The following is a 25342-nucleotide window of genomic DNA, read 5'->3' as shown; positions in this document are numbered from 1 at the left end:
TTTATTTGCAATCTTTAGATATCAGAAAACGCCAATTAGGTGATGATCATCCCGATGTCGCACAAAGTCTGAATAATTTGGCACTATTGTATGAGTCTCAAGGTAAATATTCAGAAGCTAAAAATTTAGCTAAACAAGCATTGGTAATATATCAAAACAGATTAGGTAATGAACATCCTAATACGCAAAATGCAGCAGTTACAGTAAAAAGCTTGTATATAACGGGACTTTTACATTGTAATATAGAAACCTTGTTTGGTATTCTCCAAGTGCTTGCACAACAAGCAAACCTTCCTGAACTTAATAATGAAACAGCGTTAACCTTACTAGAAAGAATAGAAAATAATCCTGAACTATTGTCATCTATTCGAGAATCTTTGCAACAGCAAACAGAAGCATCTGATGGCGATACATAAAAACAGGTTTGTAATGCAATCATAAAATTGTCTGAATCAGGATGTCCAGGATTATAGGATTTACAGGATTACAAGTGTCAAAATACTTGGTAAATTACTAAAACCCTGAAGAAAATCATGCTTGAGTTAAATAAATATAGTGCGATTTTGTGGGAAACTCTCACAAAACTAATTCTGCTTTGCGTAATTCATCATTAACTTACCAAAAACCATTGAGAACAACTACAAAAACCATAGATAGAAAACTGCCTAGATAGAAAATGAGGCAATAATTAAAGTAAATCCCATAAATCATCCACAATAATTACTCTTATACATATAATCCTGTAAATCCTCAGCAATTCTCATTTTGAAAAAAATAAAATAGGGTCTGAATCACGGATTAGACGGATTGCACTGATTTCACGGATTTTAGTGACTCTTATCATAGCAAACAACCTAATCCGCGCTATCAGACAATTATTCCCAAAGCATCAGATAACAATCCAAAAAAATACTCTCATCATCCATTCATAACTCATCACAAAAAAAAGGTAATAAACCTATTGACATCTCATTTTAAATATGTTATACTGAAATTGATAAGGAAGAACTATCTTAAATAATTTTTAAAATGAAGTAGTATAAAAATCATTAAGATTCCAAAATTTCCACTAAAATTCGCAATAAATCCTCCAAGTCAGCCGGAACACGATATAAATCAAGGTCTTGAGTTACTGTACGAGACTGACGATCAAATTTCCCAAACTGCCAAATATTGCCTGTAGAAACTGCACCATGTAAAATATTCTTGTCTGATTCAATCCATTGATCAAGAGCAATTAGTTCAATTGCTAATTGCAAAAAACCTTTTTCTAAGTCTTCATTTTTAGCTTCAACAACTAGAAAAACTTGGCAGTTTTGCATTAAATAATCTAAAGAACCCTTTAATTGATTATTAACAACAATCGGATATTCAATATTAAGCGTAGCTTGAGTATAGTGCAGTACATCTGTTAAAACTGGAGCAATCAGAAATTCCCTTCGAGCCATTTCACTAGTCAGACTAAGACGAGGTAAAACTTCTTCAATACGTGCTTTTAGATCAGTTAAACGATCAAAAGTATGAGTAGATTGAGGTAATTTTAAAGAGCGACGTTGAAGAGAAACATTAAAATAAGCTAAAATATCTTGTGGAGCAAAGTTAAGTTTAAAATAATCAGCAAAAGTATAAGACTGTTCTGGATTAATGATGTTTGTTTTTGGCATTTTATTTTTAGTACCTGTTTATTGTATAGTAATTTAAGGATTGTTTTTATTTGTAGTCTTACTTAATTATAGTTTTTATTTTATGATTTAATACCTGTTATTGTAAACTTAATCAACAAAATCTATCTTCAGAATCTAAATAGAACCAATTGTGACCCGCTTTATCCATGACCAATTTGCCAAAGACTATTTAGAAGAACTACTAAAACCCTTTGGACAAGTTGAAGCACCCAGCCATTTAGCTGGAGAAATCAGGGAAATAGATGTATTATTTTCCCCCGTCAGCACACAAACCGCCGACATCGAGATATTAGGATTGTTAGGTAAACTAGCAGCTACACCTGCTATCTTTGAACCCTTTCGCAATCCAGCAAGCAAAGAAGAAATCTGTGATTGTTTGTTAAAATCATTAGAAGTGAGAGGTGCATTACAACGAGAAGCAAAACGGAATAAAAACCCCATAGCTACCATAGAAACACCTAAACTATGGGTTCTGACACCAACAGCATCACAAACCCTATTATCCGGCTTTAGAGCCATAGAAAACCCCAATTGGCCAGCAGGAATCTACTTTTTAGCAGATTACTTGAATACAGCCATTGTCGCCATTCATCAATTACCACGTACACCCGAAACCCTATGGTTAAGACTATTAGGACGGGAAACAGTACAAAAAAGAGCAATTGATGAATTAGAAACATTACCAACTAATTACCCATTCCAACAAGCAACGTTAGAATTGCTTTACAACCTCCAACAGACTTTAAAGATCAATAACAGTTCAGAACCAGAAGATAAGGAGTTAATTATGCGGTTAGCACCATTTTATCAACGAGATAAACAACAAGCTAGACGAGATGGTGAAGAACATTTGATTTTACGGCAATTAAATCGCCGATTTGGTGAAATTAAATCCTCATTAATCGAGCAAATTCAATTATTGTCTATAGAACAACTAGAAAATTTAGCAGATGCTTTGTTAGATTTTTCACAACTTGCTGATTTAGAAACTTGGTTAAAGCAACAAAAACCACAATAAACAGATATAGCCATATACCATAAAACCCGTAGGGGCGGGGAAACCCCGCCCTCAATTGTATTGCATCAAGCATAATAACTTAATATTAACAATACTAAAAAGATTAAATTGTAATTTTAAATCATTGTCATTTATTCTTTAAGCATTGCATAAAAAAACAAAAAGATTAGATATCAATACACAAGCATTGTTTAGCAATCCAAATCTACTCAAATAAAAAATCTAAATAACGTATTGCCATAAATACACATTGTATAGTAAACTGATACAAATATTTTTAACAACAAAGTTATCATGCCAGCCCCAGATACTAGTCGCCGCATCACCCCTAGCAACCTCCAGCAAGATATAGATTCTTACAACGGACTCAAAGCCGTCTCCGGTTATACCACTGCTCGTGTAGCAGCCACACCGGAAGCATTACAAAAAGCTTATGCAGAAATGGTGACAAGACAACAAGAAGAAACCGAAAAACAAGCATTATTTAAAGCCTCCGCAGATGCAGCCAAACAAGCAGAATGGGAGTTCCATAATGCTGTTTTAGCCATGAAAGAAGCAGTAAAAGGTCAATTTGGGTCAGATAGTGATGCAGCCCAAGCAGTAGGTTTCAAGAAGAAATCAGAACGGAAACGTCCCACCAAAAAGAAAACCGAGTAGGATATTCTCATGATCTTATACCATTTCTTTATGAAGCTGCGTTGAATTTTGTAACCTTGTCTTTTCCTCCTCTGTGTTCTCTGTGCCTCTGTGGTTCGTTCCTTTCTAAATTTGGGGCATCTTTATACAGAATTGGTATTAGACAAGCGATCGCACTTATATTTTTTCTAAGATCAAAAAGTAGTGATATGGGAAAGTAGGATCAACATATTCTTCCCTCACTATCAAACCAGCTTTAGCAACAGATTCCAAAAACCGCTTTTTGGGATATCCTTTCAATCCCAATTCCCAATAATGTTCATCACAAAGTGGTGTTGTACTCCAAAATTGGGGAATTTCCCAGAGTAAATGTCTGGCTTTAAGTAGAAAAGAAGTTTTGATTTGCAATGATAGATATTCAGTAGCATTGGGAATCGAAATCACCAAATATTTCTTAGTAATTGCGGCGAGTTTTTGCAATGCTAATTCAGATTTTTCATAAGGAAAATGTTCTAATACCTGAAACAGAACAATTGCATCAAACTTATCTTTTGGTAGTATAAAGTCCGCCGTCAAATCCAACATTATATCTGGTTTGAGACTAGGATCAATATCCGCCGTAGTTACGTTATAGTTATTTTGTCGGAGTATTTCTGTAAACAAAGAATTAAAAATACCAATTTCTAGAACATTTTTAACTTGACTACCCAAGGAAAACAATAACCGCGACTGATGATGATAACTAATAAATCTTTCCTTGGAAAGATATTGCGAACTTGTAATCCCTAAAGAAGAAATCAATTCCATAGAAAGCCCCCTATTTACTAATGAAAATGCTTAAAGTTTTTTACTAAAACTTAACCCAGTTTCAGCCTTATCAATGATGATAGTATCACCAGAAACAAAAGTATTTTCCAGTAACTTCGTAGCCAGAGGATTTTCTACCTCGCGCTGAATTGAGCGTTTTAATGGACGTGCGCCATAAACAGGATCATAACCAGCTTCCACAAGATGATCACAAGCGGACTGGGATATCTCGAAAGAGATTTTCTGTTCTTTGAGCAGATTTTCCACCCGTTTGAGTTGAATACGGATAATATGCCCCATTTCTGAACGATTAAGAGCGTGGAAAAGAATTAAGTCATCTATGCGGTTGAGAAATTCGGGACGGAAGTGACTTCGCAAACCTTCCATCACCTTATTACGCATCAAATCATACTTAGAATCATCCCCAGATACATCCAAAATATGTTCACTGCCGATGTTGCTAGTCATGACTATGACAGTATTCCGAAAATCTACAGCCCGTCCTTGGGAATCAGTAACTCTACCATCATCTAAAACTTGCAACAAGATATTAAATACATCGGGGTGGGCTTTTTCCACTTCATCTAACAGCACCACCGAGTAAGGATGTCTGCGAATTGCTTCCGAAAGTTGTCCCCCTTCTTCATAACCCACATATCCGGGAGGCGCACCCACCAAGCGGGAAACTGAGTGTTTTTCCATGTATTCAGACATATCTAAACGCACTAAAGCATCATCAGAATCAAAGAGAAATTGAGCTAAGGCGCGGGCGAGTTCGGTTTTACCCACGCCAGTTGGTCCCATAAACAAGAATGAACCAATGGGGCGAGAGGGGTCTTTCATCCCCGCACGGGCGCGACGAATCGCCGCAGAGACGGCGGAAACGGCTTCTTCTTGACCAATTACCCGTTCATGCAAATGACTTTCTAATTGCAGTAATTTTTGCCGTTCTGATTCCAAAAGGCGATTTACAGGGATTCCTGTCCATTTAGCGACAATTTCGGCAATATCGGCTTCGGTGACTTGTTCGCGCAACAAAGTCGAACCTTGAGTTTGCATTTCTAAAAGTTTCGCTTCTTTAACTTCTCGTTCTCGTTGCACACCTTCTAACTTACCGTACTTCAATTGAGCGGCTTTGTTTAAATCATAGTCTCGTTCTGCTTGTTCAATTTGCACCCGCATGGCATCTTCTTCTTTCTTTAACCCGCTGATAGATTCTAAAATCTGCTTTTCCCCTTGCCATTGTTCATTAAATATTTGCTGTTTAACTGTTAAACTGGCAATTTCTTGTTCAATTCGTTCTAATCGTTCTCTAGTTGGAGAAATACTCTGTTCTTCTCCAGATAATGACAGCTTTTCCATTTCTAGCTGCATTAAGCGCCGGTCAATGGTTTCTAATTCCGCAGGTTTGGATGTAATCTCCATTTTTAATTTCGCTGCGGCTTCATCAACTAGGTCAATAGCTTTGTCTGGTAGAAATCTATCGGCAATGTAACGCGCTGATAAAGTTGCGGCAGCCACTAAAGCGGAATCGGAAATTTTGACGTTATGATGCACTTCATAACGCCCTTTCAAACCTCGCAAAATCGAAATTGTATTTTCTACTGTTGGTTGATCTACATATACTTGTTGAAAACGTCTTTCTAATGCTGCATCTTTTTCAATAAATTTGCGATATTCATCTAAAGTGGTTGCCCCAATACAACGCAACTCGCCCCGCGCCAACATAGGTTTAAGCAAATTTCCGGCATCCATTGACCCTTGTTGATTAGAACCAGCCCCGACTACGGTATGCAGTTCATCAATAAATAAAACTACTTGCCCGTTTGATTCCGTAACTTCACGGAGGACATTTTTTAAACGGTCTTCAAATTCACCTCTGTATTTTGCTCCTGCAATCAAACTACCGATATCCAAGGAAATCAATTGGCGATTCTTTAAAGACTCAGGAACGTCGCCATTTACCATTCTTTGGGCTAATGCTTCAGCGATCGCAGTTTTGCCAACTCCTGGCTCACCAATTAACACAGGGTTATTTTTACTACGTCGAGACAATACCTGAATTACCCGGCGAATTTCATCATCTCTCCCAATCACAGGATCTAATTTTCCTGCTTTGGCTTGTTCTGTCAAATCTCGTCCAAATCTTTTTAAAGCTTCCTCTTGCACATCCGCTTCTGCTTTTGGAGATGCTTTGATTTTGGGAGTAGCGCGAACAGATTTAACCCCAAGTTCTACTTGAGCAATATCTATATTTAAGCTTTTAAATAATCTTCTACCAACCCGTTCATCATTACCAAACGCTAAAATTATATGCCCTTCTGAGATTTCCTCCTCTCTCATTTTGGCTCTAATTTCATCGGCTTTATCTAAAAGTAAATCTAAATTTCGCCCCAGGTAAAGTTGATCACTTTTTCCAACTTTCGGTTGACGTTGGGTAAAAGCCTCTAGTTGTTGTTTAAACCGCACAGAATCAACTTCCGCACGGGTGAGAATGGCTGTAGCTAGGCTGGTAGGTTCTTCTAAAAGGGCGAGAATTAAATGTTCAACTTCTAATTGTTGTTGTTTATAAGCACGAACCACGTCTTGGGATTTTGTTACCGCTTCCCAGGCTGTATCAGTAAATTTATCAGGATCTGTAGGCTGCATTTGTAAAATTTTAGATTTTAGACTTGTAATTTAAGTTTAGGGGGGAATTGGGTAATGGATAAAGAAGTTATCTTCCTACCCTCTACCCTAAATTATTCTGGAGTTTTTAATTGAATCAATTCAACTTTATAACCATCTGGATCTTCCACAAAAGCAATTACCGTTGAACCATGTTTCATTGGTCCTGGTTCTCGGACTACTTTACCACCCAGTTGTCCAATGGTCTCACAGGTAGCGTAAATATTATGCACACCCAAGGCGATATGACCATAGGCACTACCTAAATCATACTTTTCTACGCCCCAGTTGTGGGTGAGTTCTAAAACTGAATGATCACTTTCTTCTCCATAACCGACAAAAGCCAGGGTAAATTCTCCCGCTGGATAATCTTTCCGACGGAGTAACTTCATTCCCAGTACATCACAGTAAAATGTTAAGGACTCTTCTAAATTACCTACCCGCAGCATTGTATGTAGTAATCGCATATTTACCCTTTATTCAATTCTTATATTTTATATCTTATATCTGATCAGGAATTTTCACGATACTTGCGTTTAATCCTGCTTTTGATTGCCAAATCGTTGATAATTCTATCTTGACCAATTTCAGCAAGAGATTGTGGTAAAATTGATTTTAATTTCAGATGGAGGAAATAATTATGATTTCATCACCTTTGATATTACATTTTCCCTCATCAATGCAAATGACAGATGAAGAATTTTTTGATTTCTGTCAAGAAAACCGTGATTTACGCATTGAGAGGAATGAATTCGGAAATATATTAATTATGCCACCTGTTGATTCAGAAACGGGAAATCGAGAATTTCATATTATTGGACAGTTAGCAATTTGGTCAGATGAAAATGGTTCAGGAATTGGCTTTTCTTCCAGTGCGGGATTTACACTTTCCACAGGTGCAATACGTTCTCCTGATGCTTCCTGGATAAAATTAGCAAGATGGAATCAACTCACACCTACACAACAACAGAAATTTGCACCTATTTGTCCTGATTTTGTGATTGAATTAAGGTCAGCTTCTGATAATTTGCAGCCTTTAAAAGAGAAAATGCAGGAATATATGCAAGAACCAGGAATCCAATTAGGGTTATTAATTGACCGCAAAAATCGTCGAGTTTATATTTATCGTCCTGGACAAATAGAAGAGTGTTTAGAAAATCCTGATACTGTGAGTTGTGATATTATTTTACCAGGGTTTGTTTTGAATATGGGTAAAATTTGGTAAACCAAATAAACAGAAGGAAATTATCATGCTTTCATCTCCTTTAATGTTACAAATGCCTTCATCAATGACAGATGATCAATTTTTTGAATTTTGTCAACTAAACCGTGATTTACGAATTGAGAAAAATAGATTTGGAGATATATCAATTATGTCACCCGCAGGTTCAGCAACAGGAAATCGTAATTTTAACTTAGCTGGACAATTATATGTTTGGTCAGAAAAAGATAACACAGGTATTTGTTTCGATTCTAGTACAGGATTTACACTGTCTACCGGTGCGAAACGTTCTCCTGATGCTGCTTGGGTAAAGTTAGAAAGATGGAATCAACTCACACCTACACAACAAGAGAAATTTGCACCTATTTGTCCTGATTTTGTGATTGAATTAAGGTCAGCTTCTGATAATTTGCAGCCTTTAAAAGATAAAATGCAGGAATATATGCAAGAACCAGGAATCCAATTAGGTTTATTAATTGACCGCAGAAATCGCCGAGTTTATATTTATCGTCCTGGACAAACAGAAGAGTGTTTAGAAAATCCTGATACTGTGAGTTGTGATCCTATTTTACCGGGGTTTGTTTTGAATATGAGTAAAATTTGGTAAACCAAATAAACAGGAAGATGCACGTTATTAGTTTTAGAATAGTAAGAGAGTAGAAAAATGACCCTTACTTTTAATCCAGAGAAATACAAGGAATTATTAACAACATATCTTCCCAAAATTATCAAGACTGAAGCAGAAAATGAACAAGCTTTAGTTATTGTAGAAGATTTAATTCGCTATTTAGGTGGACCTTTGGCGAATTTATTGCCAGTCCCCTTAATGAATGTGATCAACGGTGGAGCGCACGCATCTAATAACGTTGACTTTCAAGAGTTTATGATTGTCCCTATCGGTGCGCCTTCTTTCAAAGAAGCTTTGCGTTGGGGTGCGGAAGTATTTGCCACTCTCAGCAAAGTGTTAGATAATAAGAGTTTGCTGACAGGTGTGGGTGATGAAGGTGGTTTTTGTTAGGCTAAAGTTAATATTCTTGATTTAGTAATGCCACAGTACGATTTATATCACAATCAAGTTAAAAATGCTCTAACCAAAGATGGATGGGTAATTACCGATGACCCCTTTATACTAGAATACAAAGGCTTGCGTTTATATGCTGATTTAGGAGCAGAAAAATTATTTGCTGCCCAGAAGATGCAGCAAAAGATTGTAATTGAAATAAAAGTTTTTAATAGCCCTTCTTTAATTACAGAATTAGAAAAAACATTAGGACAATATAATATTTATGTTAGTTTAATTAAAAGAATCAATCCAGAACGTAAATTATATTTAGCGATTCCTGAAGCTGCTTATCAAGACTTTTTTCTTAAACCAGCTATTCAAGATATTTTAAGTGATCAACAGCAGATTAATTACATTATTTTCGATCCAATTCAGGAGGTAATTGTACAATGGATAAGTTAGAAAAATACAGAAGAATTATAATTAGTATTGTTGGAAATCACGCTAAGTATAAACCTAGTCATGGAAAAATTGAGGCTTTATGTATTTGTGATCAAGAATCTGATAATTATTTGTTAATGGATACAGGTTGGGATAAAACAGGTAGAGTTCATGCAGTGGTGTTTCATTTGCGAATTATTGATGGGAAAATCTGCATTGAATGGGATGGTACAGAAAGGGGAATAACTGGGGAATTATTGGAATTAGGAGTAGAAAAGGATGATATTATTTTAGGGTTTATTCGTCCTGAATATCGGCAGTTTACAGATTTTTCTGTAGCTTAGAACACAGCCATTACTACGGTGCGTCAGATGTCAAAAATCAGTTCATCTGCAAATTTCACGGTTTATCTGCAAATGCCATACCGCAATTGGGACAATGAATATCAAAGCTACTCCAAACAGATGTTTTATGATAGTCCCAATAATAGCCATGTTTAAATAGTTGTGTATGACACTTTCAGCAATAGTTTATGTGTGTTTGATGTCGACAAGTTCTACAGTCTGCTGTGTATTTTTCTGCCCCTTGTTTTGGGTGAAGATTTACGCTGGTACTACCACAATTCAAACAAAATAAATCATTAGTAGGTTGTGGATCTATTGGATTTCCATTTTTTGCATTTTTATGACTTTCTAAAAGATACTCAAAAGCCATTCCAACTATTTTTTTTAGGTTATCTGTAAAATTTGGTTTGTGCGTAATATATCCATATTTGTGAAATGGAAATGTAGGTTCAAATATGATTCCTTCGGTGAGCTAGGCACATCACCCTCTTGAACAAGAGCGATCGCTTTAAATCCACAAGATACAGATTAGGAGAAAGTTAATAAACAAATTCCTAACACCATAATTGCACTACCGAACAACCTTGTTCTGATGTTTTTTTCCTTAAATATCAGATAACCGAATCCTACACCCATCAATAGGCTAGTTTGTCTGACAGCAACAGAATTAGCTGCTACCGTTAACCCTACAGCAGTTACATGACACCACATATCTACTGCTTTCAAACTTCCCAATAAAACCAATTTAGAGAAATTTGTTCTTAGTTGAAAAAACCAATTGGGCGAGAAAACCACAACTATCGGTAACATCATTAATGCTGTACAAAAATACAAAGCAGCCGAAAATACCAAAGGAGAAGAATTTTTAGCTCCTATTTTGTCAAGGGATGTTGTTAATGCCCAGAGTGCTGCTACTATAATCATTAACCGCGATGATTGGGTATTGATTATAGATAATAAAGGGGCAAAATAGTTATTTTCTTTGGGTTTTAAATTTAAAAAATAAGCACCTAGACAAATTAAACTAATACTAATTATCTGTATATTATTCGGCAGTTCTCCCAGAGTAAAGGGAGAAGCTATCACTAAAAATAGGGGAGAAAAACCCATTAAGGGAACAGTTAATGACAAGTCTCCTAAGCGCAAAGCCCTCATATATAAAATGCCGCCAACTGTGGATAAAGTAGCATCTGCTAACAAAGCCCACCAAAAATCTTTGCCAATATCAGGAATAGGTTGGGGAGATAATAATAACCAAGGGATATAAATAATCAGGGTAAAAGCTCTTAATCCCCAAGCAACTAAATATTCATCCAAAGGGCGATCGCTCTTATTTGTCACAATTTTACTAAAGACATCTCGCAGAGATTCAAAGGTAGCCGCCGCCAGTGAGAAGTATAACCAAGTCATTGTCTAATAAAGCCTAATTGTTAGTTTTGCTAAATTATCAGCTAGAAATGTAATTTTATCCCCAGAACTTAATGTAATAAAGGATTCTTCTAAACCGTTTAATATATTTTGAATAGGAGGTTTAACATAATGCTCAACGATGATACTTTCTGGTAAATTGATGATAATTAATTGTCCAGAAGCGTGATAGGTAAAATTAGCATCTTCGACAAAGCCTTCATGCTCAACTTCTTTGATTTCAGAGGACACTTGCTCGCTATGATGACTAATTTGAACATTTCCTTGAACATCTAATATTCTTACGGGATTGGTTTCTGTGGTTTGCACTTGAATTTTTTCTGATGAAGTAATTTTCTGAGTCAACTTGATTTGTTTCGCGTTTGAATCGTAGTTAGGAAAGGACAGCTTATAGTGATAAGAATTTTCTAAGTAATGTTTTTCAATCCGCACAACTTGTGAATCATCTAGAATATTGTGTAACGATGGATCAGTATTAGAAGTCTCAATTAATACGGTTAGCTCAGATGAAGAATTAGATGCTTCGGAATAAATGGAAACGGCATCTTTAGAGGTATTGTTATGGCGACAAATGAGAATGGCTTGTATATGGTCGTTATTTAACAGCGCATTTAAGGCTTCATCCCCTTCGATTTGGAGAGCAAAACTAGGATTAATATGCTTGATTAAGTTTCTGTGGTTAATGTTCGAGGTATCGAGTTTATAATTCCATGTATGGTTATTCGTCGTTAATGCAAAACTGGTTTGATGATTTTGAGGATCAATATCAATTCGGTAATCAATTTTATTGTTCTGATTTTGGGTTGTTAAGTAGCCAGAATAAAAATTACTTTCAGGATAGGGGGTTAATGTAATAGCTTTACTGAGTAAGGTTTCTGCGTTTTCAAGAGACTGGATAAAATCTACTAATTCTGAATCTAATCTGTTAAGGAAATTAACAAAAGTCTGTTCATCTAGGTTAACTTGATAGCTATTACTCCAGTTAAATTGTGCGGATTGAAGATGCAATGTATATTGATTTTGATGTGTGGGGATAAGACGATAGTTGATTTGGTAACTTTCATCATTACTGGATAAAGTTCCTGTATATTGATTATTAGAGCTTTGCTTGGTGAGGAATTTTAATGTGTTAGTAAAATCTAAAATTTGATCAGGATCAACGACTTCTGAGAATAACTCTTGAAAGAGTTTATTTTGATAGTTAGCAATATTTTGACTGTTGATAATTCTTTGGCTATTTTCTGTGACAATAATGTTTAATTGGGTATCTGTATTGGGTTCATCGCTGGCGATAAAAATTCCAGTAATAGTTTCGGGAAAGACACTATTTATTTGAATAGTTGTTTCTAAGATTATAGAAGATTTTGGTTTGATGGCGTTGATAAAATTTGTCTTGGCTGTATTTAAAATAGTAAAACTTGAAGCAAAAATAGATTCTTGAGTAAGTTTATAGAAGTCTGCTAAGATGATCTCAATTTTTTCTGGATTATTTTGAAATGATTTGACTGTTTGTTGATAGATACGTTGGTAAAAGTCTGGACTAGATAAATTTTCAGAATTGTCTAGGATGTCTTTAAAATCAGTGATTTGTTCAGCAATAGAAGAAAAAAGTCGAGTTCCTGATACAGCGTCAAGATTTATTAATATCTTATTAATATATTCTGACATCCTTTTGGAGTTTACTTCAGTTATAAAATTAATACCTATTTCTTTATGAGTGGAATCATCCTTATAAAAAGAGAGAGCTCTCCCAGGCCACAATGTAGATTGATAAACGAATAAGTGATGACGTTCACAATTAATTTTTAGTTTATTCTGAAGAGTTGACAACTTTAAAAGAAGAGACAAAATGAAAACTATTTTTTCAGACTCAAAATCACTAGTTGATATTTTATTTTGATGATTAAATATTTTTTTACATTCGTTCAAATAATCAAATTTTATTTGCTGAAAATCATCGATAAACTTTTTTTCTTGAAACCGTAAATTATCACAAATTTCATCATCTCCTATTATGTATTCATGTGGATTATCTGAATACTTATCCAGCCATTTAGCACGTAAATTATAATCATAATAAGCAGGATTATCTTTAAGAGGACAGTAATATGTATGAAAATACGTATAATCCTTAGACTTGTCACATTTGAAACATCTTATTTTAAAGAAAAGCTCGTTTTGTTTCTTTTCGTATAGATATTTTCTTTCTTTTGGCCATTTAGAGGGTCTATCATCATCATATCTCCATTGTCTATATTCGTCATCATCAGGAGTTAAGGGTGGAAAATTAGGATATTCAACATAAGACTCGATCATATCCTTAAGAGGTGTTTCCATAATCGGTTTACCCAACTCAGAAACTAACAATAACTGCTCAAAACTAATAGAGAATACTGTCTCTGGAATTGCTGACAATTTATATTTTAAAATTCGAGCATACTTGACCAAATTTTTATCGTCCTGATTAACCGCTATATTCCATTTACTATCATTAAATGTAACTTCAATATTTCGACTCTCATCATTCTCAATAAGCAGGGCAATCTCCAATATTCTTGTTCCATCTATCGTACTCACAATAGTCTGAATACAAGAAGAATTATCTGCATTATCAACCTTAGACTGAAACTTTAAAGAATTAGCCAATTGAATTAGATTTTCAGGAATCCCAGACTGGATAACTGCATCGAAAATCTTATTTTCATAATCAGATACCTGAACAGCATCAGTAATAACATTAATGACTTCCCCATCATTAACAACCTTTATTTCCTGAATGCCTAATTTGTTGTCCGTGAGAATTTCCAGTTTTTCACCATCAATTATTACCTCTGTAATTGTCTCCAAAGTTTTAGACTTAATCTTCTGTGAAGGGTAAGTTACTGACATAGTTACACTCCTTAAAACTGATGTACAAGAGCAGCGATCATAAAGGCTATTACTTAATCTCAAGGTTTACGTAGGCTTTATCTAGATACTTTTGACATCAGCGTAGGCTTTATCTAGATACTTTTGATATTCTGGCAATTTTTTAAAACTATTTGCGGCATCGTTGAAGTTTTTTTCAGCCTCTTTAATGCTATTAAAATTGCCATCACCTCCAATACCTACCTCAGACGCACCCCGATAACCAGACAAAGCATCATCAGCAAATTCACGAATGTTTTCTGTGGATTTTGATCTACCCTTTTCGGACTCGTAATAGTCCAAAGCTTTTAAAAGAATATTAAGATTAACAATTTCCAGCCTGTATAAAGCTTCATTCATTGGTGTGGATACAAACCGCCTGTATAAACCTAAGATAACGAAAGATCCAAGAGTTTGAAATATAAATGGGATAGCCATTTTAGCCTCCACTACTAGGGGAATACATATACCACTATAAAACCAGAAACCCTAATTCCTCTTTTTGTAATGATAGTTCAAGAAAATCAGCTAATACTTGTTGTGTATATCCTAACCCAAGTAAAGCTATTCGTGCCTTCTCTCTTACTTCAGCAGAGGCTGTCAATGTACTGCGTCCAGGGGAAACGCATCTAAATCTTATTGACAAAATACCGTTTTAATGTATAAACCAAGAAATTCCTATTTATCGTTTGATTGATTTTTTCAGTATGACAGTGATGGGCTAAAAAAAATATTGTCAATAAGTGGTCGTTAATGCGAATAGTTTGGTCATTATTGATAAGATGCGTTTCCCCTGCTAGTGTCATAGATTCTATATTTGGGTGAAATATTTACAGCACTCAAGCACAAAATAGTCTGGAATTGATTAAAATCTCAGCTAATACAATAGATTCGATAAGAGATACCAATAATCTCAAATATATAAATTTAGGAATATCTGTCTGAATCAGGATGTCCAGGATGTGAGGATTTACAGAATTTTGTACATAAATATTAAAAATGGCAATTTATGTATTCAAAACAAGCAAACTATCAATAAAGAATCCTGTACATTCTTTAATCCTAGAAATCCTGATTCTGACAAAATAAAGTATCAATAAATAATCCTGTACATCCTTTAATCCTAAAAATCCTGATTCTGACAAATTCCGTGTTTCCTTCCATACTCAGGGATCATTACCACCCGTCGTGATTGGAAATCTTCTTTAATGTCAGCCGATTTTCCCCCAGAAACACATAAACTAACGATTGGGTTATTAGTAAACTGTAAAGGTTAACCCTGACGACATACTCAAAATCAAGGACAAACCACGAATGACTAAATTTCTAGACACTGCTATTGAAGCCATTGTTTCCCGCGAAATCCTCGACTCACGGGGAAGACCTACACTAGAAGCGGAAGTACATTTAGCTGGTGGTGCAGTCGGACTCGCGCAAGTTCCTAGCGGTGCTTCCACAGGCACATTTGAGGCTCATGAACTGAGAGATGGGGATAAAAGCCGTTATGGTGGTAAAGGAGTCCTCACGGCGGTAAAAAACGCCAATGAGATATTAGCACCCAAATTATTAGGGTTGGATGTCCTCAACCAAGAATTGTTAGACCGGACAATGATTGCTACAGATGGTTCTTCTAACAAATCTAACTTAGGCGCAAATGCCATTTTAGGTATTTCTTTAGCAGCAGCCAAAGCAGGTGCAGCAGCTTTAGATATTCCTCTCTATCGCTATTTGGGTGGACCTTTGGCGAATTTATTGCCAGTCCCCTTAATGAATGTGATCAACGGTGGAGCGCACGCATCTAATAACGTTGACTTTCAAGAGTTTATGATTGTCCCTATCGGTGCGCCTTCTTTCAAAGAAGCTTTGCGTTGGGGTGCGGAAGTATTTGCCACTCTCAGCAAAGTGTTAGATGATAAAGGTTTGCTGACAGGTGTAGGTGATGAAGGTGGTTTTGCACCTAACCTAGAATCTAACCAGGTAGCTTTAGAATTGTTGGTAGCAGCGATTAAACAAGCTGGTTATAAGCCCGGGGAGGAAGTAGCCTTGGCTTTAGATGTGGCTGCTAGTGAATTTTACAAAAATGGCCAGTATGTTTATGATGGTAAACCCCATAGTCCTGTTGAGTTTATTGATTATTTAGGTCAGTTGGTTGACCAATATCCGATTGTATCTATTGAAGACGGTTTACATGAGGAAGATTGGCAAAGTTGGCAATTACTAACTCAGAAAATTGGCTCAAAAGTACAATTAGTGGGTGATGATTTATTTGTAACTAACGCTACCCGCTTACAAAAAGGCATTGAACAAAAAGCCGCTAACTCGATTTTGATTAAGTTAAATCAAATCGGTTCTCTAACTGAAACTTTGGAAACCATTGATTTAGCCACTCGCAACGGTTTCCGTTCAGTAATTAGCCATCGTTCTGGTGAAACTGAAGATACAACAATTGCTGATTTAGCTGTAGCTACTCGCGCCGGTCAAATTAAAACCGGTTCTCTGTGTCGCAGTGAACGGGTAGCAAAATACAATCGCCTCCTCCGCATTGAGCATGAATTAGGCGATCGCGCCGTCTATGCTGGTACTGTTGGTTTAGGACCGAAATAGGTGACAGGTGACAGGTGACAGGTGACAGTGAAGAAAGCAGGGGAAGCAGGGGAAGCAGGGGAAGTAGGGGAAGCAGGGGAAGCAGGGGAAGCAGGGGAAGCAGGGGAAGCAGGGGAAGCAGGGGGAGAATATTAACTTTTGCCTCTTGCCTTCTGTTCCCTGTTCCCTGTTCCCTGTTCCCTTTTTCCCTGTTCCCTGTTCCCTTTTAAGGATAAAACCCAATTTTAGGTAATCCCAAGGTTTCATCCCAGCCTAGCATCAGGTTCATACACTGAATCGCTTGTCCGGCTTGACCTTTTATCAGGTTGTCAATGGCTGACATGACGATAACGCGACCAGTGCGGGGGTCAACTTCTATGCCGATATAACAATTGTTACTGCCACACGCCCATTTAGTTTGGGGATAAGTGCCACTATTGCAGATTTTCACCCAAGGGGAATTACGATAAAAGGCACTGTAGATAGTAATGAGGTCATCACGGACTAAACCGGGATCGCGCATAGTGGCGTACACAGTGGCTAAAATCCCCCGCACCATGGGGATGAGGTGGGGTGTAAATTGGATTTTTACGTCATGACCTGCCAAGTCGCTACATATCTGCTCAATTTCTGGCGTGTGGCGGTGTCTACCAACGTTATAAGCACCTAGAGAGTTATCAGCTTCGGCTAACAACAGGTTAACTTTGGCTTGTCTGCCGCCCCCAGATGTGCCGGATTTGGCATCAATAATGGCTGTTTCGGGGACTATTAACCCTTGTTTTAAAAGTGGGGAAAGTGCCAGTAAACTGGCTGTAGGATAGCAACCGGGACAGCCAATTAGATTTGATTCGGCAATGCGATCGCGGTATAATTCTGGTAGACCATAAACTGCTGTCGCGGCTATGGTGCGATCGCTTCTTTCTGTACCATACCAATCTGTATAAGTTTTCAAATCACCAAAGCGATAATCAGCACTCAGATCCAGTACCTTGCAGCCTTTTTCTATAAGTTGGGGAGCAATTTGGCAAGCCAGTCCATTGGGTAAAGACAGAAATACCACTTCACAACGACTAGCAATAATATCCGGTTGTACTGCTTCAATGGGCAAATCTACTATATTACCGAACTGTGGGTAAAGGTCAGCAAAGGATTTACCTGCACTACTTTCACCACCTAAATAAACAATTTCCACTTGAGGATGATCCATCAGCAGTCGCACTAGCTGTACTCCGCCATACCCTGACGCGCCAACAATTCCAACTGGTACGCGTCTTAAATTTCCCATGATCTTAAATCCTTATCCACTTTTAGTTATCTATTATCAATCATCAGCAGTCAAGCTACTAACTAATTACTAATGACTTTTGATTGAACTTTCGCAGCATTGTATAGCAAAGCGGATCTTTTAGCGTACCTATAATCACAAATATCTTTAAAAAATAATCACACTCATAGTGTGTAGAAAATCAGTACCACTAAAGATTATGTTTGCTATGTGACAGAAAATTCTCAACTTCAAAAATTTGGCGAATATATTCGCACAATCAGAAAAGCGCAAAATCTTTCTCAAGAACAGTTAGCAGAACTGTCAGGACTACATCGCAACTATATCGGTGGTGTTGAACGTGGTGAAAGAAATATTGCTTTGTTAAATATTATCCGTATTGCTCAGGCTCTGGGAATATCACCCAGTGAATTATTAAAAGGTTTAGATTAAATGGTATTTCCTTATGCCAGTATTCCAGTTGAAAAATGGGCAGATAAAACAAAAGAACTGATAGAAGAACATCCTCTCAAGCCAAATGTTATTAGAGAGGTTGCTTTAAAGAGTTGGCAGCTTTTATGGCAAACAAAAATAGGAGAGGAAGACACATATTTGAGCCTGGCAGAAATTGATCCACCAGCTATTATGGTGGGTTATTTTTTTGAAAAACTATTTGCCAAAGAATTGCAAAAGCGTTATCCAGAAGAATGGAGAGGAACACAATGTAAAGATGAAAAAGATATTGTTTATCTAAAGGATACAAGATATTCAATAGAGATAAAAACTTCTGGTCAGCTTGGCACAAAAATTTTTGGAAATCGCAGCTATGGTCAAAAAGCAAAAGATGAAAATAATGAGGAGCTTGCTAAAAAAGAAAAGTCTGGTTATTATATTACAGCTAATTTCTACCAGCAAAGTTTAACATTATTAAGATTCGGTTGGATAGATCATGAAGACTGGAATGCACAAAAATCAGCAACAGGTCAGGCATCTGGTTTAGATCAAAAAGTCTATGAGCATAAACTTTTTACAATATCAGGAGAATATATTTTAGATTCTCCTGTTAATTTATTATGTAAAGTTGGTGATGTAATTGCGAATGAGATGAATAAGGAAGGAATAAAAATTATTCAGGAATTAAGTGATTATCAAGGTAATAATCAAACTGTTAAAAAAGCCAAAGTGCAGGAAAAATATCACAATATACTTAAATTGAATTCAGGGATTGAAAAATTTGCACTGGGCAAAAACATAATAAATGGTGTTTGGTGGTGGTTAACTTAAAAATATAAAATTACTTTTATTTTATACAAATAAAGACATTTGTTCTACTTGACAACTTTGTTCTTTCAAAAAAGTTTCAATTCTATTAGCAGCAATATCACAGTAATCTTGACGAATTTCAAAACCAATTACTAGCCGATTTAAATCTAAAGCTACCATAGCAGTAGTACCTGAACCCAAAAATGGATCTAGGATAATTTGATTTTGATTTGAAGATGCTTGAATTATTCTTTGAATGACAGCAGAGGGAAACTGTGCTGGGTGTGGTGTTCTTTCTTTTGAAGATCGGTTTTGTCCAGAAGTTACTTTCGGAAATTCCCAAACATCAGTGGGATTTTTACCTAAAGGATTAACCCTGATTTTACCATTCTTTTTTTGATTGGGATATTTAACATTAGGATCACGAATATCGTCAAGATTAAAAGTATAAGCTTCTGAATTTTTCACATACCACAAAAATTTCTCATTTCTAGGTGAAAAGAACTTACTTCCTGCGACTCCAGCACCATAATTCCAAACAATTTCCTGAATTAAATAAAAAGGAATTTTATCCCAAAGTAAATAGGAAATAGGAATTGCTTTAGCACGATTTTTAATAGATAAATAACCTAAATTTAGCCAAAAAGCTCCATCACATAAAGTCAGACGATAAACTTCTGTTATCCATTTTTCACACCAATTTATATAATCGTCCAATGGTAATAAATTTTCATATTCCTTGCCAATATTATACGGCGGACTGGTGACAGTTAAATTAATTGATTCATCTGGTAAAATTGTCATCGCCTCTAAACAATCTAAATTGTAAATGAGACAATTAGACGCTTGAAAGTAGGGTTTACCTAGTAATTTACTTATATCAGTCAAATTCATAGCTTAATAATCTGTATATACGGGACTCTAAACTATTAATAGTATATATGAACTATTTTATTGTCAAGTAACAGTTTAAGTAGGTGAACGGAAAAAAACCGAAATATGTAACGAAAAGTAAAATCGCCCAAACCCTCTTCACTCTTGCCTCTTGCCTCTTGCCTTGTCATAACGACGATTTTCAATGCTAACCTACTTAGTTATCTCACAAAACCTCTAATTCCGATAAACAAGCTACAATCTAAAATAAGAAATTGTTAAAAAACTTTACGTTAATAGCTGGAAATTTTCTGTGTCACAGCCTAATATTACCCAAACCTTTAAATTTGATCCTATTGATGCCGCTTTGGCCGATCTCAAAGCAGGTCGTGTCATTGTTGTCGTAGATGACGAAAATCGAGAAAATGAAGGTGATTTAATTTGCGCCGCCCAATTTGCCACCCCGGATATGATCAACTTCATGGCTGTAGAAGCCAGAGGACTGATTTGTTTGGCAATGACAGGCGATCGCCTTGATGAATTAGACTTACCATTAATGGTCAGCAAACTCACAGATACTAACCAAACCGCCTTTACCGTTAGTATTGATGCTGGTCCCCATTTGGGCGTTAGCACTGGTATTTCCGCCGAAGACCGCGCCCGGACTATCCAAGTCACCCTCAACCCAGCCACCAAACCGGAAGAATTACGTCGTCCTGGTCATATTTTCCCCCTGCGGGCTAGACCAGGAGGCGTACTTAAACGGGCAGGACATACAGAAGCCGCTGTAGACCTATCCAGACTAGCGGGACTGTATCCAGCCGGGGTAATTTGCGAAATTCAAAACCCTGATGGTTCAATGGCGCGGTTACATCAGTTAATGGAATATGCCAAAAATCATCACCTGAAAATTATTAGCATTGCTGATTTAATCAGTTATCGTCTCCAAAATGATCGCCTGATATATCGAGAAATCGTTACCAAACTACCCAGCGAGTTCGGTCAATTTGATATTTACGGCTACCGTCACACCCTAGATAGGACAGAACACGTCGCCATTGTCAAGGGAGATCCAGCAAATTTCCGAGATGAAGCCGTAATGGTGCGAATGCACTCGGAATGTTTAACAGGAGATGCTTTAGGATCTTTGCGTTGCGACTGTCGGATGCAGTTACAAGCCGCATTAAAAATGATTGAAAATGCTGGTCAAGGTGTCGTTGTTTACCTACGTCAAGAGGGACGGGGCATAGGTTTAGTTAACAAGTTGAAAGCCTATTCTTTGCAGGATATGGGCTTGGATACAGTGGAAGCAAATGAGCGTTTAGGGTTTCCTGCTGATTTGCGTGATTATGGCATGGGAGCGCAAATTCTCATGGATTTGGGCATTAAAAAAATTCGTTTGATCACTAATAATCCCCGTAAAATTGCTGGTGTCAAAGGTTATGGATTAGACGTGGTAGATCGTGTTCCCCTCTTAATTGAGTCTAATGATTTTAATTCCTATTACCTAGCTACTAAAGCTAAGAAATTGGGACATATGCTGTTACAAACTTATCTAGTTACAGTTGCCATACATTGGCAAGATGAACCGGAATCGGTGACTGAACGTTATGAACGATTAGAGAAATTACGGTATTTATCCAAAAATCAACATTTATTGTTACAGGAAGAAGCCCGTCCCTTGGGAATCGCTTTATTTGATCAACCCTCTTTAACTGTACATTTAGGTTTTGACCAAGCTAATATTGCTGAATCCAATTGGTATCAACAAAAAGGTCATCCTTACCTGCAAGCAATTTGCCAGATTTTAGATGAAATTGCAACTTTACCCTATATTCAGAAAATGGAATTTCTGATTGCGACAGGTAGCGATCCTTTGAGTAATTTGCAAGTACAGTTAGATAGGCAAACTTTCGCTGATGGTGTACTACCTTCTTCTTTAAAAGGTATTTTTCAAACACAGCACATTTACAGTTTTAGTAAGTAGGGTTTGCTGAATTTCCATAGATTAATCATAGCTTTAGTTTTATAACTAGAGCTATTTGTTGATTATTTATGTATGCTTGAATAACCCCACAAATAAAAGTTGCTATTAACTAGACATTAGCAAGGACAAAAAGTATAATTTTTACTATTTATAATAATTTGTGGGTTATATACAGATAACCAACTAAAAATAAAGTCATGCTTGTAGAATTTAGTGTAGAAAATTATCGTTCAATCCAAGAAAAGCAAACATTAAGTATGGTAGCTGCTGATAATGAAACCATGCTAGATAGTAATACTTTTCCTGTCCCTGATAATGATGATTTATGCTTAGTTACAAGTGCTGCTATTTATGGTCCAAATGCTTCTGGTAAAAGTAATTTACTCAAAGCTATACAAGTTCTGAAAAATCTTGTCATTAACTCAGCTAGTAGAATGCAAATTGGGGATAAATTACCTGTTGAACCATTTAGATTAAATAGTGAAACAGCAAAAAAGCCTAGTAGTTTTGAAGTGATTTTTATTCATGAAAAAATTCGTTATGAATATGGAGTTTCTTTAAATCGAGAACGAGTATTTGAAGAGTGGTTAATTGCTTATCCGAATGAAGTTCAACAAAACTGGTTTTCTCGTGAATATCTACCAGATAATCCAACATTTGAACCAAATGAAGGTTATAAATGGTCTTTTGGTAAAGGATTAAAAGGGGAAAAAAAGCGTATTCAAAGATTTGTTCGTTCTAATTCTTTATTTATATCTCATGCTGCACAAAATAATCATCCTCAATTAACAGAGGTATTCGATTTTTTCCAAGATGAACTAAAAATTATTCTTCATATAGATACACCCTTCATAGTTGATGATACAAATAATGAAGGTTATTATAATTATATGGTTAAATTACTAAATGAAGCAGATATAGGTATTGCTGATCTAAAAATTGAAATTATACCTGAAACATTAAATGATGATATGATTCATCGAATTCAACAGGAAATGCAGAAGCTAGGAATCAACGCAATAAGCAAAGATATTCCTGATTTTGGCAGATTAGATATTATCACTGTACATAAAATGAATGACTCTGATAAAACGGTAGAATTTGAAATTGATGAAGAATCTGATGGTACAAAACGCTTATTTGAAATAGCAGGATATTGGTTATATGTATTGCAAAATGGAGAAATATTAATAATAGATGAAATAGATAGAAGTTTACACCCAGTTCTTTCTAAAGCATTAATAAAAATGTTTAATAATCCAGAAATTAATAAAAACAATGCTCAATTAATATTTACAACTCATGATACTACATTATTAGATGGTGAAATATTCAGACCTGACCAAGTGTGGTTTACTGAAAAAGATAACAGCATGACTAAACTATATTCATTGTTTGACTTTCGACCTCGTGAAGATGAATCTTTACAAAAAGGTTATTTACTAGGTCGCTATGGTGCTATTCCTTTTATTAATGGGTTGAGTCTTTAAAAATATGTCACGGGGAAAATCTACCAATAATTTAAAACGAAGTTCGGAGAATAAAAATCCTAGAGGAGACCTTTTAATTGTAGTTGAGGGTGAACAAACAGAATATAATTACTTTGATTCTTTAAAACGTGAATTGAAATTATCAACAATTAAGATTAAAGTAGTTTCCGCTAATGGTGGAGATCCTTTAGAGATTGTAAATACAGCTTATGATCTATACCGACAAAAACAATATGATCAAGTATTTTGTATATTTGATGATGATAATAAACCGGAAAAATATAAACAAGCTCTCAGCACAGCAAAAGAACATGATTTTGAATCTATAACATCAATACCCTGTTTTGAATTTTGGTTTTTACTCCATTGTTGTTATACTACCAGTCCCTTTAGTAGTTACAAAGAATTACGTCCAAAGCTAGAATCAGAAATGAGAAAAGAGGGTATTTTAAGACCAGGAGAAAATTATAATAAAAGTGATAAATTGCTATATGAAAAACTCAAATCCAATCAAGAAAAAGCAATTAGTCATGCTATTAAATTAGAGCAAAATCATCCTAACGAAAATGGATGTACAAAACCATCAACAAAAGTACATATTCTAATTGATAAACTACAAAAACAAAAAAATTTTGAATGAGCAATTATCTATTAGCAGTATTAACGCTTCTTAACTGGCGAAAAAAATGTAATTTTGGAAATAGGTAAGTTTTTGATTTTCACCTATTCCCTTTTTTCTTAACTAGCAACTTACGCGAATATTCAGCCCAAATAATTTAATTTACCCGCCCTTTTAACCAAGTTTGGATATCAGCAAAGCTGGTAAAATCTAACAATGCTTCGCTCAAATCTTCGAGAACCGGCAAAGGTAAACTAGAAATCGAGGAACGCATTTCCTCAGAGATTTTTCCAAACCGCTTAGTCAACAGTCGAATAATCACATTAACAGTTGCTTCTTCTCGTCCTTCTTCTCGTCCTTCCTCTCGTCCTTCCTCTCGTCCTTCTTCCTTAATTTCTTGGTAAACTCTAGTTTCCTTGAGTGTTATTCCTAGCATAGACTCTACCTCCATTCGGCTAAGTTTTTCAAACTTGTACACCATGATAGTCGTGATCATCTCTATTATGGCGCGACTTGATGGTTGAGGATCTTCTTCACGGGTTCTTATTAACAAATCCCGTGCTGCTGCTGGTGCTTGTTCTTCCTCTACCGTAGTCAATACCATCAATGCTACCCATAGAGGTAATTGACGAATATCCCCCAATTCATCCAAATACACTCTATGTACTTGTTCACCTTTTAGTAAGGTTCTATGAGGGTAAATGTCCCTTTGTTCGGTATTGCGAGATGGATATATTATAACTGCTTGCCAGTCACTAAATCTAACGCGGTTACGATAGAAATATAGTGAAGATTCTGCAAATACTCTTTCATAAAGTTGTTCATCCTTTTGGAATTGTACCTCACAGAAATACACAACCCCAGCACCTTCGTTTTCTGGGGGGAGAAATACTCCATCTATTTCAAACTTGGGTTCTTTGACAGCTACCGAATCAAATCGGTAAGCATCTGCATTTATGGGTGGATTTGTCAACAGTTCAAATAGTAAAGTTGGAGATTGTTGAAATAGTTTATAGAAAATGGAGTCTCGACGCATGAAGCATTCTATCTATTTGTTAAATATCCTCTAAATTTAATCACATTATTTGAGATTCTGCATAAGTTT

General features: G+C 36.0%; 25 protein-coding genes and 1 pseudogene. 15 read left to right on the top strand and 11 right to left on the bottom strand.

Going from position 1 to position 25342, the window contains the following annotated elements; all coding sequences use genetic code 11:
* The coding region (locus FJR06_RS19160) for a tetratricopeptide repeat protein (RefSeq protein WP_168652064.1) at positions 1–416 on the top strand (416 nt) is incomplete at its 5' end.
* Between the two features lie 633 nt (positions 417–1049).
* Here FJR06_RS19160 and FJR06_RS19155 read toward each other — a convergent pair.
* Positions 1050–1664: a hypothetical protein gene (locus tag FJR06_RS19155; protein ID WP_168652063.1), complete on the bottom strand. Its 615-nt coding sequence runs from the start codon at positions 1662–1664 to the stop codon at positions 1050–1052.
* A 151-nt stretch (positions 1665–1815) separates the two neighbouring features.
* Here FJR06_RS19155 and FJR06_RS19150 point away from each other — a divergent pair, with 151 nt between their 5' ends.
* Positions 1816–2703 (top strand): DUF4351 domain-containing protein, encoded by an 888-nt coding sequence (locus FJR06_RS19150; protein WP_168652062.1) that lies wholly within the window; start codon positions 1816–1818, stop codon positions 2701–2703.
* Positions 2704–2997: 294 nt separating this feature from the next.
* Positions 2998–3360, top strand: coding sequence for a hypothetical protein (locus tag FJR06_RS19145; protein WP_053541086.1), 363 nt, complete (start codon positions 2998–3000; stop codon positions 3358–3360).
* Positions 3361–3516: 156 nt separating this feature from the next.
* Here FJR06_RS19145 and FJR06_RS19140 read toward each other — a convergent pair whose 3' ends face one another.
* The 3 genes from FJR06_RS19140 to gloA all read right to left on the bottom strand — a co-directional run bounded on the left by FJR06_RS19140 (position 3517) and on the right by gloA (position 7280).
* Complete coding sequence (locus tag FJR06_RS19140; protein WP_168652061.1) at positions 3517–4146, bottom strand: methyltransferase domain-containing protein; 630 nt, start codon at positions 4144–4146, stop codon at positions 3517–3519.
* Positions 4147–4176: 30 nt separating this feature from the next.
* Positions 4177–6795 (bottom strand): ATP-dependent chaperone ClpB, encoded by a 2619-nt coding sequence (clpB, locus tag FJR06_RS19135; RefSeq protein WP_168652060.1) that lies wholly within the window; start codon positions 6793–6795, stop codon positions 4177–4179.
* Positions 6796–6887: 92 nt separating this feature from the next.
* Positions 6888–7280 (bottom strand): lactoylglutathione lyase, encoded by a 393-nt coding sequence (gene gloA, locus FJR06_RS19130; protein WP_015080233.1) that lies wholly within the window; start codon positions 7278–7280, stop codon positions 6888–6890.
* A gap of 173 nt (positions 7281–7453) precedes the next feature.
* On the opposite strand from gloA, the gene FJR06_RS19125 reads away from it, so the two are divergent.
* The 6 genes and pseudogenes from FJR06_RS19125 to FJR06_RS24785 all read left to right on the top strand — a co-directional run bounded on the left by FJR06_RS19125 (position 7454) and on the right by FJR06_RS24785 (position 9979).
* The gene (locus FJR06_RS19125; protein WP_168652059.1) at positions 7454–8038 is read left to right on the top strand and encodes a Uma2 family endonuclease; all 585 of its coding nucleotides are present in this window, start codon (positions 7454–7456) and stop codon (positions 8036–8038) included.
* Positions 8039–8063: 25 nt separating this feature from the next.
* The gene (locus FJR06_RS19120) at positions 8064–8642 is read left to right on the top strand and encodes a Uma2 family endonuclease (RefSeq protein ID WP_168652058.1); all 579 of its coding nucleotides are present in this window, start codon (positions 8064–8066) and stop codon (positions 8640–8642) included.
* Positions 8643–8810: 168 nt separating this feature from the next.
* Positions 8811–9047 (top strand): annotated as a pseudogene (gene eno / locus FJR06_RS19115) (phosphopyruvate hydratase); the annotation flags it as partial.
* A 33-nt stretch (positions 9048–9080) separates the two neighbouring features.
* Entirely contained in the window at positions 9081–9500 is a 420-nt protein-coding gene (locus FJR06_RS19110; RefSeq protein ID WP_027400758.1) for an element excision factor XisH family protein, read from the top strand.
* Positions 9488–9823 carry a XisI protein gene (locus FJR06_RS19105; protein ID WP_168652057.1) on the top strand — a complete coding sequence of 112 codons (336 nt, stop codon included), beginning with the start codon at positions 9488–9490 and terminating at the stop codon, positions 9821–9823. The genes FJR06_RS19110 and FJR06_RS19105 overlap by 13 nt, the downstream gene beginning before the upstream one ends.
* Before the next feature lie 27 nt (positions 9824–9850).
* Positions 9851–9979 (top strand): hypothetical protein, encoded by a 129-nt coding sequence (locus FJR06_RS24785; protein ID WP_256369520.1) that lies wholly within the window; start codon positions 9851–9853, stop codon positions 9977–9979.
* Between the two features lie 372 nt (positions 9980–10351).
* On the opposite strand, the gene FJR06_RS19100 is transcribed toward FJR06_RS24785, so the two are convergent.
* From FJR06_RS19100 to FJR06_RS19085, 4 genes are all read right to left on the bottom strand, one after another.
* Positions 10352–11233: a DMT family transporter gene (locus FJR06_RS19100; protein ID WP_168652056.1), complete on the bottom strand. Its 882-nt coding sequence runs from the start codon at positions 11231–11233 to the stop codon at positions 10352–10354.
* A gap of 3 nt (positions 11234–11236) precedes the next feature.
* Positions 11237–14140 (bottom strand): hypothetical protein, encoded by a 2904-nt coding sequence (locus FJR06_RS19095; RefSeq protein ID WP_168652055.1) that lies wholly within the window; start codon positions 14138–14140, stop codon positions 11237–11239.
* An 81-nt stretch (positions 14141–14221) separates the two neighbouring features.
* Positions 14222–14596 carry a hypothetical protein gene (locus FJR06_RS19090; RefSeq protein WP_168652054.1) on the bottom strand — a complete coding sequence of 125 codons (375 nt, stop codon included), beginning with the start codon at positions 14594–14596 and terminating at the stop codon, positions 14222–14224.
* Between the two features lie 34 nt (positions 14597–14630).
* On the bottom strand, positions 14631–14804 hold the full coding sequence (locus FJR06_RS19085) for a hypothetical protein (protein ID WP_168652053.1): 174 nt from the start codon (positions 14802–14804) through the stop codon (positions 14631–14633).
* A 668-nt stretch (positions 14805–15472) separates the two neighbouring features.
* On the opposite strand from FJR06_RS19085, the gene eno (FJR06_RS19080) reads away from it, so the two are divergent.
* Positions 15473–16762, top strand: a complete 1290-nt coding sequence (gene eno / locus FJR06_RS19080; RefSeq protein WP_168466113.1) for a phosphopyruvate hydratase — start codon at positions 15473–15475, stop codon at positions 16760–16762.
* A 205-nt stretch (positions 16763–16967) separates the two neighbouring features.
* On the opposite strand, the gene argC is transcribed toward eno (FJR06_RS19080), so the two are convergent.
* A complete protein-coding gene (gene argC / locus FJR06_RS19075; protein ID WP_168652052.1) occupies positions 16968–18026 on the bottom strand; it encodes an N-acetyl-gamma-glutamyl-phosphate reductase in 1059 nt (352 codons plus the stop codon).
* Positions 18027–18236: 210 nt separating this feature from the next.
* On the opposite strand from argC, the gene FJR06_RS19070 reads away from it, so the two are divergent.
* Entirely contained in the window at positions 18237–18458 is a 222-nt protein-coding gene (locus tag FJR06_RS19070) for a helix-turn-helix domain-containing protein (protein ID WP_015080221.1), read from the top strand.
* Positions 18459–19289: a ScaI family restriction endonuclease gene (locus tag FJR06_RS19065; protein ID WP_168635469.1), complete on the top strand. Its 831-nt coding sequence runs from the start codon at positions 18459–18461 to the stop codon at positions 19287–19289.
* Positions 19290–19310: 21 nt separating this feature from the next.
* On the opposite strand, the gene FJR06_RS19060 is transcribed toward FJR06_RS19065, so the two are convergent.
* Positions 19311–20162 (bottom strand): site-specific DNA-methyltransferase, encoded by an 852-nt coding sequence (locus FJR06_RS19060; protein ID WP_168652051.1) that lies wholly within the window; start codon positions 20160–20162, stop codon positions 19311–19313.
* 292 nt (positions 20163–20454) lie between these two features.
* On the opposite strand from FJR06_RS19060, the gene ribBA reads away from it, so the two are divergent.
* The 3 genes from ribBA to FJR06_RS19045 all read left to right on the top strand — a co-directional run bounded on the left by ribBA (position 20455) and on the right by FJR06_RS19045 (position 24258).
* Positions 20455–22128: a bifunctional 3,4-dihydroxy-2-butanone-4-phosphate synthase/GTP cyclohydrolase II gene (gene ribBA / locus FJR06_RS19055; protein ID WP_015080219.1), complete on the top strand. Its 1674-nt coding sequence runs from the start codon at positions 20455–20457 to the stop codon at positions 22126–22128.
* Between the two features lie 197 nt (positions 22129–22325).
* A complete protein-coding gene (locus tag FJR06_RS19050; RefSeq protein WP_015080218.1) occupies positions 22326–23618 on the top strand; it encodes an ATP/GTP-binding protein in 1293 nt (430 codons plus the stop codon).
* 4 nt (positions 23619–23622) lie between these two features.
* Positions 23623–24258 (top strand): RloB family protein, encoded by a 636-nt coding sequence (locus FJR06_RS19045; RefSeq protein WP_168652050.1) that lies wholly within the window; start codon positions 23623–23625, stop codon positions 24256–24258.
* Between the two features lie 136 nt (positions 24259–24394).
* On the opposite strand, the gene FJR06_RS19040 is transcribed toward FJR06_RS19045, so the two are convergent.
* Complete coding sequence (locus FJR06_RS19040; RefSeq protein WP_168652049.1) at positions 24395–25273, bottom strand: Rpn family recombination-promoting nuclease/putative transposase; 879 nt, start codon at positions 25271–25273, stop codon at positions 24395–24397.
* Positions 25274–25342 lie beyond the last annotated feature (69 nt).

This window comes from Dolichospermum sp. UHCC 0352 (assembly GCF_009711925.1).
Taxonomy (GTDB): Bacteria; Cyanobacteriota; Cyanobacteriia; order Cyanobacteriales; family Nostocaceae; genus Dolichospermum; species Dolichospermum lemmermannii.
The sequence above is the reverse complement of the archived record's forward strand: the minus strand, read 5'-3'. Positions and strand labels throughout refer to the sequence as shown.